Below are 11,940 nucleotides of genomic sequence, written 5' to 3'. Positions count from 1 at the left end.
AATAATGGTTTAAAGCATGATTGCATTTTTGGGTAAACGGCTACTGCAAGCAGTAGTGGTAATGCTTATATTAAGTTTAATTGGGTTTGCTATCCAGGATAACTTAGGTGATCCGCTAAGAGAGATGGTGGGCCAGTCAGTTTCAGAGCAAGAGCGGGAAGCTCTAAAAGATAAATTAGGTTTAAATGATCCCTTTTTAGAACAATATTGGCGGTTCTTGAAAAAAGCGGTGAAAGGTGATTTAGGTACTTCTTATTTTTTTAAGGAGCCTGCTCTTGATGTGATTTTAAAGAAACTCCCTGCCACATTAGAGCTGGTGTTTGGTGCCACACTAGTCATTATATTCCTTTCTGTTCCCTTGGGTGTTTACTCAGCGATTAAGCCTAATGGCTGGTTTTCCAAAGCAATCATGGGGTTTAGTACCATTGGTATTTCAATACCTGTTTTTTTAACAGCGATTATGCTGGTTTATGTATTTGCTATTGAATTAAATTGGATGCCATCTTTTGGACGAGGAGAGCTTGTTCATGTAGTGGGGTATTGGGAAACAGGCTTTTTAACGGGTGATGGGTTATTACATTTAGTGCTGCCTAGTATTGCTTTAGCCAGTATCATGCTGCCTTTATTTATTCGATTAATTCGCTCAGAAATGCTGGAAGTATTGCATGCAGAATATGTACGATTTGCCTGGGCTAAAGGGTTAGCTAAATACCGAGTTTGGTTTATTCATGCTTTAAAAAATACACTTCTACCTATTGTCACCGTTGGTGGTGTTCAGATAGGCACCATGGTGGCATATACTATTTTGACTGAAACTGTATTTCAGTGGCCAGGCATGGGCTTTATGTTTTTGGAAGCAATAAATCGTGCTGATATTCCTTTGATTCAGGCTTATTTGATTGTGGTAGGGTTAATTTTTGTTATTACCAATACCATCGTTGATCTTATCTATGGGCTGATTGATCCTACAGTGAATGTGACAGGGGGTAGTAAATGAGTACATCAACATCAGCCTGGCAGCGATTTAGAAACTCTGATCTACTCTTTTATTTTAAAAAAGATAAAGTAGCAATTGGTGCGGCAATTATATTTTTAATCATGGTTATTGCTGCTGTAACAGCACCATTAACCGCTCCATTTAACCCTTATGATCTAGCCAGTATCGATGTGATGGATTCTACCTTGCCTCCTGTTTGGCAGGGAGGTGAGGCTGATGAGCGATTTTTACTGGGTACTGACAATCAAGGGCGGGATATGTTGAGTACCATTCTGTACGGTACTCGAACTTCACTCATCATCGGTTTGTTTGCAGTATTATTGCAATCAGTTTTAGGTATCGCTATAGGTTTAGCTGCGGGTTACTACGGTGGAAGAATAGAAAGCTTTTTAATGCGCCTAGCAGATGTACAGCTTTCCTTTTCGACGTTGATGGTAGCAATCGTTGTATCTACTTTTTTTCAAGCAAAACTTGGTACAGAAGCTTTTCATGAAGTAGCCATTTATTTGCTAGTCATTATCATTGGTATTTCTGAGTGGCCTCAGTTTGCCCGTACTATTCGTGCATCAGTATTAGCTGAGAAAGAAAAAGAATATGTCCAAGCTGCCCAAGTGATGGGTTTTGGTGGGCTACGCATTATGCTACGGCATATTCTACCTAACTGTTTACCGCCAATCTTTGTTATTGCTACTGTTCAAGTCGCTAACGCCATTATGAGTGAAGCGGCGCTTTCCTTCTTAGGACTAGGCATGCCAGAAACAACACCTTCTTTAGGTTCTCTCATCCGCAGTGGATTTGAGTATCTATTAAGTGGTAGCTGGTGGATTACAATTATCCCAGGTTTGGTATTAGTGGTTCTCGTGCTGGCTATTAATTTACTAGGTGACTGGCTTAGGGATGTACTGAATCCTAAATTATATAAAGAAATCTAATACTATTAACAAGAATAGTTGTAGCTTACTATATTAAGCCCTGTAATCATTAGATTGGAGGGCTTTTTTATGTCTGTTATTCTTCTTTTTGGTTGCTGTTTTTTTAAAAGGTTTCTCTAGTAAATATACTGAGCAGGTGGGTTTTGTATGTGCTACTGGTTTTACTTGTTTGAGAATAATGGGAGTGAAGAGTATATTTTATATAGGGTGCCTCTAATAATTGTTTGTGTCCTTAGCACTGAATCTCACAGGGAGACTAAATGCAAAACTCAATATGGCTGGTGGCATTGGCTGACTTTGCATTGTTGCTGATGGTGTTGGTAATAGTGCTTAGTTGGCAGTTAGTTAAATTAAAAAAAATAGCGAAAACCCGGACTAGGTCTTCTGAAAATAGTCAATTAAACTTTATTGATACCTGTATTAATGATGCACAGCATAGTTTAGATAGAGTAGGTGAGGTTAGCCTTAGTGACATTTTGCTGCAACAAATTACGAAACGACATATTCTTGCTTTTCGTAAGCAGGTTTTGTTGGCAGAAAAAAAGAGTTTTGCTGATACTGACGGCGATCAGCATAACCCAAGTAAAACGGAAGATTTAGTATTTCAAGCTTATAATCAGCTGTTATGTCAATTGCAGCAAAGTTTTAAAGCTATCGTCGACAAGCAGCAATATAGTTTTGGTGATCACTTAACTAAGCAGGTTGAGATTACCACTCAGCAAGAGCGTTTTTATGGGCAAGTTAATCTTGATGAGGTGGCGATTGCTCATTTATCTCGTCAAGCGGTGCTAGCATTGCGAAAAGCACTGTTTTCATTAGAAGCTGAATTGCTAAAAGAAGATTTTACCACAAGCCAGTTTTACGAAGCACTATTTAATCGATATTGTGAGTTATTCCAGAGAGTCGCATCGCCTGAAAAACTATTGGTTGTTGGAGAAAGTGAGTATGGAAATAACTATACAAAATTGGTTGTAGAACAATGCAAGAAAGAATTGCAATGTTGTAATCAAAGATTAAAACAACAAGAACAGCTACTTGCACTTAATAAAACTGAAATTAATAATTGTTTGCACAATAAAGACCTTTCTAATGATAGTGCCAAACGTATAGAAAGAATTGCTGAATATAATGAATTATTAGAAGCCTCTCGATCTCAAATTGTTCAGTTAAAAAAAGAGATAAAGGAGAAGGATACGACAATTGTTCATTTAAAAATGAAAAGCAACAGATTACAGCAAAATACAGAGCATATTTTAAAAGATGTATTGCAAGATGATGTATCTATGCGAAAAATGCGACAAGATTTTTGTGATGAAATAACAAAACTAAAACAGGAAATAGGTGCCCTTAAAACAGAAAAACAAAATATTGAAGTCAAATTGAAAGATAAAAAACCTCTAGCAGCGCGCTCTGCCCCATAAATTTAGCGTAAATAAACTCTAATTTATGGGGTAGAGTTGATATTTAATTCAACGCTAACAGTTATTTTTTCATTATTTTATAGCAGGGCTCATAGTGGCTACCAGGGAGCTTCATTCGGTATTGCTCTACAAAGGATTGTAGTAATTGATCGATATCTGCCATTAAGTCTGGATCACCTGTCAGTTTGAATGGGCCATGTTGCGCGATTGCCTGGATACCTACTTCTTTGACATTGCCTGCGACAATACCAGACATTGCACGTCTTAGGTTGGCCGCTAAGAGGTAGGTTGGTTGATCTTTAGTTAACTGTAATGCAGCCATTGCTTCATGGGTTGGCTCAAATGGTAGTTGAAATTCATGGTCTATGGTGAGTAACCAATTAAAATGATAGGCATCACCTGTTTGCTTGCGGAATTTAGAAATCTCTTCAAGCCCTTGCTTCATTTCTTTGGCAACTGCTGGCGGGTTTTCAATAATTATTTTGTAGCGTCGTTGTGCTTCTGTGCCTAAGGTTTTACCAATAAATTTATCTATTTGCTGAAAGTACTCTTTAGCTTTAGTTGGGCCAGTAAAGATGAGAGGAAAAGGGATATGTTGATTTTTAGGGTGAAGTAAAATACCTAGTATATACAAGATTTCTTCGCAAGTGCCGGGCCCACCAGGAAATACAACAATCCCATGGCCAAGTCGAACAAACGCTTCTAAGCGCTTTTCAATGTCAGGCATGATAATAAGTTCATTGACTATTGGGTTAGGTGACTCCGCTGCAATGATACCTGGCTCGGTTAAACCAATAAAACGGCTACCACCTATGCGCTGTTTAGCATGTCCAATAGTGGCCCCCTTCATAGGTCCTTTCATTGCACCAGGGCCGCATCCAGTACAGATATGATAACCACGTAAGCCAAGTTGATAGCCAACACGTTTAGTATATTTATATTCGTAGTCAGAAATTGAATGGCCTCCCCAGCAAACCACTAGGTTTGGCAGAACTTTGGGCACAAAGGCCTTGGCGTGACGCAGCATATGAAAAACCATATTGCTGATGTCGTCTGATTTATTTGTGTCAAATTTATGGTCAGTAGACACTTCATTGGCGACGTAAAGAATATCTCGAACGACAGAGAATAGGTTTTGGCGTATACCTTTGATTAGTTTTCCATCAACAAAAGCATCACTTGGCGCGTTAATCAGTTCTAGCTTAAGGCCTCGATGCTCTTGAATGATGCGTATGTCAAAATCTTTATGCTGTTCCAAAATTTTATAGGGATTATCAGAATGCTCATCACAGTTAAGCGCAGCTAAGGCACACTGGCGAAATAGCTTATATAGCCCTCCTTGGGTAGTATCTTGTAACTTGCTGACTTCACTACTGGACAGCACATTCATGGTGCCTATTGGGCTAACAACAGTAGAAATTAACTCTTCCTGCTTCATGTTAAAACGTTACCTTTTGTTTACTTTGCTTCTCTTGGTATAGCATAACAAGGACTGGTACAGATGTTTTATAACTTTGTATCTCTAATGCTTTTCCAGTCTACTAATTCTCAGTACCACAAGTTTTGTTATCATCAGCGTGGCAGTTTGCTAAATATGGCCTTGGTTATAAAGGAGTCGTTTTATGTTCACAGGAATAGTTGCTTGTACACTACCTGTTGCAGATATTGAAAAAAAACAACATTTATATCGTTTTTCGTTTCACTTTCCTGAAGCGCTATTAACTGGATTAACCTTAGGAGCAAGTGTCGCCATCAATGGGGCTTGTTTAACAGTCGCTGTAATAGAGGGTGATTGGGTTAGCTTTGATGCCATGATGGAAACTTTGCGGATTACCAATTTAGCTGATTTAAGTGTAGGTGATCAGGTCAATATTGAACGAGCTGCTCGGTTTGGTGATGAGATTGGCGGGCATTTATTATCAGGGCATATTCATGCGATGGCTGAAGTGATTGCGATTGAAACACCTGCAAATAATAAAAAAGTAACCTTTAAAGCCCCGCCTGAAATACAAGACTATTTATTTGATAAGGGTTATATTGCATTAAATGGAGTCAGTTTGACATTATCTGAGCTAAAGCAGGATTGTTTTAGTGTTTATTTTATTCCTGAGACCTTGCGAGTGACCACGTTTGGTCAAGTTATGGTCGGTGAAAAAATCAATCTGGAAGTAGACAGTCAGACTCAGGCAGTGGTAGACACAGTCAAGCGAATGAGTGATAAGGCAGCTAAGCAAACTCAATAAAGTTAATCAGCCCACACAGCTGAGCTGGGAGCTGAAAGTGAGTCTAGCCAGGCTATTTGCTCATCAGGCTAAGTAAGCGATTAGGGTAATCAGTGATAATCCCATCCGCACCGTTAGCAATTAATGACATCATCGTATCGGTATCATTAATTGTCCAAACTTGCACTTGTAATTGGCGGTCGTGTGCAGCTTTGATAAATGTAGGCGTGGCTACTTCGATTTTGCCATTTTGTTTAGGAATTTGCAGGGCGCTGGCTGCAGGGCTGAGCAACTCTGCTAGCCCTAGTCGCTCAGCGGCGAATAATAGCTTTACCTCATTAGGGCTGGCAGAGGTGGCAATATCAGGACAGATTTGTCTAAAACGTTTTAACACTTCTGGATAAAAGGAGCCGATGATGACATGGTTTTCTTTTTTGGTGGTGCGAATAGCCTGACAAACTGATTGCTCAATAGCTGGGTGAGCCTGTTTTATTTCTACAATCATTTTTTGTTCTGGAAACTGCTTAAGTACTTCCTGAAAGGTGGGTATGGAAATACCTTTGCCCCGAAAAGGAAAGTTTTGATTGTCTTCTGTCCAGTTAAAACCCGCATCTAGCTTTTTGGCCTCAGCTAAGGTTAATTGACTAATGGGGCCTTTGCCATTAGTCGTACGGTCGACATGTTCATCATGTAGTACGACCAGTTGTCCATCTTTCGTTTGGCGGACATCTAGCTCTAACATATCGACACCCAGGCTGACTGCCTCTTGAAACGCATGTAAGGTATTCTCAGGCCATAATCCTTTGCCACCACGATGGGCAATCACTGCTGGGGTTGGTAAATTGTCATAAACAGGGTAGTGAGGAGCAGTCTTTGCTGTTGCTTTTAATACAAAATAACTACCGATAGCGAGAACGGAAGTGCTAACTACACCCAGTAAAATTGCTTTTTTGATCATTTAAAACATTCTCATTTTATTATTAGGCTATTTATGCTGTTACCCTATTAAATTCAAATCTTTGATATCAGTTTCATAGTGCATAACCTTCACCTGACCACTTTCCTGAATAATGATAAAGAGGTATCTGGACTTGCTTGTATTCAAGGTTGAAGTGAGAAGTTATTGTTATAGCTCACTGATACTTTTTACTTGATCTTTATTTATAGCGCGGTCTTTGCCGCTCGCTCCTTCATATTCATAAAAACCTGTCGCTTTATTATATTCTGGTTGGTCAAGTGTTTCGATCTCAGATCCATCTATTAACACAATCCGGTGAGGAGTGCTACAGCCTGTTAGTAAAACAAAGGCGCTGATGACCAGGAACCATTTGCTCATAGGGAAGCCCTCTATCGTCATTTCACTTCGTTCTATTGAATTAGACAACAGGAGTTTGCCAGAGTATGCAAATGGTTGAGTGATAACACCAACTACAGAACTGAGGGGTATAGGGGATGTATCTGTTAAAACTATTTTGTTGGTGAATAATGATAATTCTCTAACTAAATAGATCAATACCTGCTTTAGTTTTCAAGTTGTTTGGTGTCTGTTTTTAGCCCTTATATCACAGCCTCTTTTAGATAAGAGGGGTAGACTAGGCAAAACTTGTCGGTCTTAATTAAGTGGTAATAAATTAAGCCTGTTAACGTAATAAAGGGCGCTTCTAATAATTGCTTATGGCCTCTGCGTTGCCCGGATTGCTATGGTAGGGTTTGCCTCTCTCTAGGAATCAAGGTACATTATCGGCATTTGCCTAGATTCAAACGATATAGCGGTATATTTAGCCACAGATGTCTAGTCACAACTATGACAATACCCAAGATAAGGGCGTATCGAGTAAATATACACGGCGATACTAGTATAGAGTGCATTCTATAGTGTAGCGTATTGAAAAGACATGCCGAAAAGAAGGGTGCTCAAAAGAAAAAATAGCGGTGCTCCAAAGTACTGACTTGCCAATAAAAAATTGATAACCAATTAAGGAAACGCATAATGTCCGAGCTACTTAATGAAGGTCTGAATTTAATGCTGTTTGGCATGGGCTTTGTGTTTTTATTTTTGACATTACTGGTTTTTGCTACAGGGTTGATGTCGCGTTTAATAACAAAATACAGTAATGAAGAAATCCCCTCTGTTTCTCAACCAGCTGCTAGTGCGACAGTGGTCGCTACACAACAAGATGAACAGCTTGTAGCGGTGATTAGTGCGGCCATAAAACAATATCGTAGCCGTCATCGTTAGTACTTAAGGATTTTTAATTAGCAAGCGAGAAGGCCAAATAGCCATGACCAAGAACAAGAAACCATTAGGTATCACCGATGTTGTATTACGAGATGCGCATCAGTCTTTATTTGCCACCCGGCTGCGGTTGGAGGATATGTTGCCCATTGCTGAAAAGCTAGACAAAGTGGGCTTTTGGTCTGTTGAATCATGGGGCGGGGCCACCTTTGACGCCTGTATCCGGTATTTAGGCGAAGACCCTTGGGAGCGAATTAGGCAGTTAAAAAAAGCGATGCCAAATACGCAACAACAAATGCTGTTACGAGGGCAAAATTTGTTGGGATATCGCCATTATGCAGATGATGTTGTAGAGCGCTTTGTTGAGCGAGCTGCATATAATGGAGTTGATGTATTTCGGGTCTTTGATGCCATGAATGATCCCCGTAATTTATCAACAGCCCTGAAAGCAGTTAAAAAACAGGGAAAACATGCACAAGGAACAATTTCTTATACGACAAGTCCAGTGCATACCACTGGCATGTGGGTGGATTTGGCGAAACAAATAGAAGATATGGGTGCTGATTCGGTTGCGATCAAGGATATGGCCGGTATTTTAACACCTTACGATGCCTATGACCTGGTGGGCCGATTAAAGAAAAGCCTGACAATTCCTGTGCATTTGCACTGTCATGCAACAGCTGGCTTATCACCAATGACCGCACTGAAAGCCATAGAAGCAGGTGTTGATAATATTGATACAGCGATTTCTTCGATGAGTATGACCTATGGTCACTCACCAACAGAGTCGATTGTTGCTGCTTTACAAGGAACTGAACGAGATACAGGGTTAGACCTGAGCTTGCTGGAAGAAATTGCTGCTTACTTTCGGGTTGTTAGAAAAAAATATGCCAAATTTGAAGGGGCGCTTCGTGGCGTTGATTCTCGCATTTTAATTGCGCAGGTACCCGGAGGTATGTTGACCAATATGGAAAGCCAGCTAAAAGAGCAAGGGGCCCGGGATAAATTTGATGAAGTATTAAAAGAAATTCCAGCGGTGAGAAAAGACTTGGGTCATATCCCCTTAGTGACGCCTACTTCACAAATTGTGGGTACACAAGCAGTACTCAATGTTTTGACAGGTGAGCGCTATAAATCAATTTCTAAAGAAACGGCTGCCATCTTAAAAGGAGAGTATGGTGCAGCTCCTGCTGAATTTAACAAAGAGTTACAGCAAAAAGTATTAGAGGGTGCTGATCCTATCACTTGTCGTCCAGCTGATTTACTCAAACCTGAAGTGGATAAATTAACCGAAGAGCTCAATCAGCAAGCCAAAGAAAAAGGCTTTTCATTAGCAAAAGAGAGCATTGATGATGTATTAACTTATGCTTTGTTTCCGCAAGTGGGGCTGAAGTTTTTACAAAACCGTGGTAATTCTGATGCCTTTGAACCCGTGCCAACAGGAGAGGATGCTGTATCTGCTCCAGTAACTAAAGCAACTGTGCCAGCTGCTGGACCAGAGGTTTATACCGTTACAGTCAATGGTCAGGCCTATGTGGTTGAAGTGGCAGAAGGAGGGGAGGTTGCAAATATAGCCTCTACACCGACAAGTCCTGGGCCTGCTGCAACAGCTGAAGGGGATGGTGAGCCATTATTAGCACCATTAGCAGGCAATATTTGGACAGTGCATGTAACGCCGGGGCAGTCTGTTCAAGAAGGTGATGTACTGATTATTTTAGAGGCCATGAAAATGGAAACTGAAATACGAGCGCCAAAAACAGGAAAGGTCACCGCTGTCATGGTTAAAGATGGTGACTCTGTGGCTGTGGGTGATGCGCTGCTCAAGCTGAAGTAAGGTGTAGCTGAATGGATAAACTTCTTCTCTTATGGCAGGGCTCAGGGTTGGCAAACCTTGGGCTTGGTCAGTTTGCCATGATCGTTATTGGGTTCTTATTGCTATTTTTAGCAATACGGAAAAACTTTGAACCGCTTTTGCTTGTCCCCATTGGTTTTGGTGGCATTTTGGCAAATATTCCTGAGGCTGGTTTGGCTTATTCCGCTGTGGAACAGGCATTGCACCAGGCCAGTAATATGATGGCAAATGGTGCAAAGCAAGTAGAAGCACTGATTATTGTCAATAAAATTGCGGCAGCACTGGAACAAACGGGTCTAACAGACCCTCAAGCTGTTCTAAAGGCCTATTATAATGCGGCGCCTACTTTGCAGTCGGCAGCGGCAGGTATTGCCCAAAACTTAGGATATAACAATGGTGTTTTATACCAGTTTTATAATGTAGGTATCGCTAGTGGTGTATTTCCCCTTGTGATATTTATGGGGGTAGGAGCAATGACAGATTTTGGACCATTGCTTGCCAACCCTAAAACGCTATTTTTAGGAGCAGCAGCACAGTTTGGTATCTTTGCCACAATAATGGGTGCTTTAGGTTTAACCTATTTAGGCTGGATGGACTTTTCATTGGCTGATGCAGCAGCAATAGGTATTATTGGTGGTGCAGATGGGCCGACAGCTATTTATGTATCCAGTATTTTAGCACCGCATTTGCTTGGGGCCATTGCTGTGGCGGCATACTCCTACATGGCATTGGTGCCGCTGATTCAGCCGCCAATCATGCGTGCTTTAACCACCCCGAAAGAGCGTGAAATAAAAATGGTGCAATTGCGCCATGTCTCTAAGCGTGAAAAAATTGTTTTCCCATTAGTACTATTAGTGTTAGTTGCATTGCTATTGCCAGATGCAGCGCCATTACTTGGGATGTTTTGTTTTGGTAATTTAATGCGTGAGTGTGGTGTGGTAGGTCGATTAAGTGATACAGCACAAAATGCATTGATTAATACCGTTACGATCTTTTTGGGCTTATCTGTTGGCTCTAAACTAGTTGCTGATAAGTTTTTACAAGCAGAAACCATGGGTATTTTAGGTTTGGGCGTTGTAGCTTTTTGTATTGGCACAGCTACGGGAGTGTTGATGGCTAAGTTAATGAACAAACTATCAAAAACGCCAATCAATCCATTAATTGGTTCTGCAGGGGTCTCAGCAGTGCCAATGGCTGCGCGGGTTTCGAATAAGCTTGGTTTGGAAGCAAACCCACAGAACTTTTTGTTAATGCATGCAATGGGGCCTAACGTTGCTGGTGTTATTGGCTCGGCAGTGGCTGCTGGAGTGATGATTAAATACGTATCAGGCTAGTGCTATTAATTTATACCCAACACTCTGTTGAAAGGTTGCTTAAGTCATTTATTTAGGCAACCTTTTTTATTGGTGAGTTAAAAGTAAATGGTTCTACTAAAGGTATTATGTACCTGAAAATAAATATTATAATTCTATCTTGTTAGAAGAATGATAATGAAAGTAAACATTATTAAGGATTAATCTTGAATAAGAAGCTGTCTTTATAAAAAAGCGTTATTCTTTTTAGTTTTATTGGCTCTTTGCAGATTAGAGGAGGTACTCAGCATATTTGAATACCTCTAGTCTGTGTAATGGCGTGGCAGTAGCTTTTATTTAGGCATCATACTGTTGCTGAGAGTCTTGAGGGCTTTGAAACTGCCTACGTTTTTTATAGACAACCTTGGGTGCAGCCTGGTTTTGCCTAGAGCGAGGCTCCCCAGCTTCATAAGTAGATTGCTGTGGCTGCTGATTATTATAATAGCCTGCTTGCTGTCTAGCCCGGTTTTGTCTGAAAGGGTGGCCAGTTCCTTTATTGTTGTGACCAGCATGATTATGGCTAGATCTAGTATTGTTATAGCCATTACCAGAGTGATGCTGGTTTTCATGTTGGTAAGAAGGTGGCTGAAAATCCCCTTCCTGTTGATCCTGATCCCGTTGGTTTTGCATGTTGTGACGCATACGGTAAGGGTGGCCATGCGTTTTGCGTTGACGGTGCTCAGGCTTTGGTTCTGGCTCGGGTGGCTTTTGCCCAGTGAACTGTTCATAAACGGTAGTATAGAGATACTTGGCCATTACATACTCCTCAATGACTAAATTCTGTATTTATTTTTAATTGCTAAATGATAAAAACTGAGTTGACAGGGTAAATAGGTATGATTACGTAGTAGGTGCTTTTTCTACTCAAAAACAACTTTAACATTCTGAATAAACTGCAATAAGGCTGAACTTAGTTGATTACTACAGA

General features: G+C 40.5%; 11 protein-coding genes. 7 read left to right on the top strand and 4 right to left on the bottom strand.

The window, feature by feature from the left end; translation table 11 throughout:
• The first annotated feature begins 16 nt into the window (after window positions 1-16).
• From OQE68_RS03425 to OQE68_RS03415, 3 genes are all read left to right on the top strand, one after another.
• Complete coding sequence (locus OQE68_RS03425) at window positions 17-997, top strand: ABC transporter permease (protein WP_180568006.1); 981 nt, start codon at window positions 17-19, stop codon at window positions 995-997.
• Window positions 994-1,929: an ABC transporter permease gene (locus tag OQE68_RS03420; protein ID WP_180568005.1), complete on the top strand. Its 936-nt coding sequence runs from the start codon at window positions 994-996 to the stop codon at window positions 1,927-1,929. The genes OQE68_RS03425 and OQE68_RS03420 overlap by 4 nt, the downstream gene beginning before the upstream one ends.
• Window positions 1,930-2,189: 260 nt before the next feature.
• The gene (locus tag OQE68_RS03415) at window positions 2,190-3,350 is read left to right on the top strand and encodes a hypothetical protein (RefSeq protein ID WP_180568004.1); all 1,161 of its coding nucleotides are present in this window, start codon (window positions 2,190-2,192) and stop codon (window positions 3,348-3,350) included.
• A 61-nt stretch (window positions 3,351-3,411) separates the two neighbouring features.
• Here OQE68_RS03415 and ppnN read toward each other — a convergent pair whose 3' ends face one another.
• Complete coding sequence (ppnN, locus tag OQE68_RS03410) at window positions 3,412-4,788, bottom strand: nucleotide 5'-monophosphate nucleosidase PpnN (protein WP_219339986.1); 1,377 nt, start codon at window positions 4,786-4,788, stop codon at window positions 3,412-3,414.
• A 184-nt stretch (window positions 4,789-4,972) separates the two neighbouring features.
• Between ppnN and OQE68_RS03405 the strand changes: the two genes are divergently transcribed.
• Complete coding sequence (locus tag OQE68_RS03405; RefSeq protein ID WP_180568003.1) at window positions 4,973-5,593, top strand: riboflavin synthase subunit alpha; 621 nt, start codon at window positions 4,973-4,975, stop codon at window positions 5,591-5,593.
• Window positions 5,594-5,645: 52 nt separating this feature from the next.
• Here OQE68_RS03405 and OQE68_RS03400 read toward each other — a convergent pair whose 3' ends face one another.
• Both OQE68_RS03400 and OQE68_RS03395 read right to left on the bottom strand, forming a co-directional pair.
• On the bottom strand, window positions 5,646-6,530 hold the full coding sequence (locus OQE68_RS03400; protein WP_180568002.1) for a glycerophosphodiester phosphodiesterase family protein: 885 nt from the start codon (window positions 6,528-6,530) through the stop codon (window positions 5,646-5,648).
• A gap of 168 nt (window positions 6,531-6,698) precedes the next feature.
• Window positions 6,699-6,908 (bottom strand): YgdI/YgdR family lipoprotein, encoded by a 210-nt coding sequence (locus tag OQE68_RS03395; RefSeq protein WP_180568001.1) that lies wholly within the window; start codon window positions 6,906-6,908, stop codon window positions 6,699-6,701.
• Between the two features lie 654 nt (window positions 6,909-7,562).
• Here OQE68_RS03395 and OQE68_RS03390 point away from each other — a divergent pair.
• The 3 genes from OQE68_RS03390 to OQE68_RS03380 are packed head-to-tail and all read left to right on the top strand — an operon-like array spanning window position 7,563 to window position 10,994.
• Entirely contained in the window at window positions 7,563-7,811 is a 249-nt protein-coding gene (locus tag OQE68_RS03390; RefSeq protein ID WP_180568000.1) for an OadG family protein, read from the top strand.
• A 43-nt stretch (window positions 7,812-7,854) separates the two neighbouring features.
• The gene (gene oadA, locus OQE68_RS03385; RefSeq protein ID WP_180567999.1) at window positions 7,855-9,642 is read left to right on the top strand and encodes a sodium-extruding oxaloacetate decarboxylase subunit alpha; all 1,788 of its coding nucleotides are present in this window, start codon (window positions 7,855-7,857) and stop codon (window positions 9,640-9,642) included.
• 11 nt (window positions 9,643-9,653) lie between these two features.
• The gene (locus OQE68_RS03380) at window positions 9,654-10,994 is read left to right on the top strand and encodes a sodium ion-translocating decarboxylase subunit beta (RefSeq protein ID WP_180567998.1); all 1,341 of its coding nucleotides are present in this window, start codon (window positions 9,654-9,656) and stop codon (window positions 10,992-10,994) included.
• 315 nt (window positions 10,995-11,309) lie between these two features.
• Here the strand turns inward: OQE68_RS03380 and OQE68_RS03375 are convergent, their stop codons facing one another.
• Entirely contained in the window at window positions 11,310-11,768 is a 459-nt protein-coding gene (locus OQE68_RS03375) for a hypothetical protein (protein WP_180567997.1), read from the bottom strand.
• Between the last annotated feature and the right edge of the window lie 172 nt (window positions 11,769-11,940).

The organism is Spartinivicinus marinus, from assembly GCF_026309355.1.
Classification (GTDB): Bacteria; Pseudomonadota; Gammaproteobacteria; order Pseudomonadales; family Zooshikellaceae; genus Spartinivicinus; species Spartinivicinus marinus.
Note: the sequence above shows the minus strand (reverse complement) of the source record. Positions and strands in the feature narration are given on the sequence as shown.

What these genes read in the sequence shown, in the direction of transcription:
- OQE68_RS03380 (WP_180567998.1), top strand. Translation starts at nt 9,654, where the DNA reads ATGGATAAACTTCTTCTCTTATGGCAGGGCTCAGGGTTGGCAAACCTT.
- OQE68_RS03425 (WP_180568006.1), top strand. Translation starts at nt 17, where the DNA reads ATGATTGCATTTTTGGGTAAACGGCTACTGCAAGCAGTAGTGGTAATG.
- OQE68_RS03405 (WP_180568003.1), top strand. Translation starts at nt 4,973, where the DNA reads ATGTTCACAGGAATAGTTGCTTGTACACTACCTGTTGCAGATATTGAA.
- OQE68_RS03390 (WP_180568000.1), top strand. Translation starts at nt 7,563, where the DNA reads ATGTCCGAGCTACTTAATGAAGGTCTGAATTTAATGCTGTTTGGCATG.
- ppnN (WP_219339986.1), bottom strand. Translation starts at nt 4,788, where the DNA reads ATGAAGCAGGAAGAGTTAATTTCTACTGTTGTTAGCCCAATAGGCACC.
- OQE68_RS03395 (WP_180568001.1), bottom strand. Translation starts at nt 6,908, where the DNA reads ATGAGCAAATGGTTCCTGGTCATCAGCGCCTTTGTTTTACTAACAGGC.
- OQE68_RS03420 (WP_180568005.1), top strand. Translation starts at nt 994, where the DNA reads ATGAGTACATCAACATCAGCCTGGCAGCGATTTAGAAACTCTGATCTA.
- oadA (WP_180567999.1), top strand. Translation starts at nt 7,855, where the DNA reads ATGACCAAGAACAAGAAACCATTAGGTATCACCGATGTTGTATTACGA.
- OQE68_RS03375 (WP_180567997.1), bottom strand. Translation starts at nt 11,768, where the DNA reads ATGGCCAAGTATCTCTATACTACCGTTTATGAACAGTTCACTGGGCAA.
- OQE68_RS03415 (WP_180568004.1), top strand. Translation starts at nt 2,190, where the DNA reads ATGCAAAACTCAATATGGCTGGTGGCATTGGCTGACTTTGCATTGTTG.
- OQE68_RS03400 (WP_180568002.1), bottom strand. Translation starts at nt 6,530, where the DNA reads ATGATCAAAAAAGCAATTTTACTGGGTGTAGTTAGCACTTCCGTTCTC.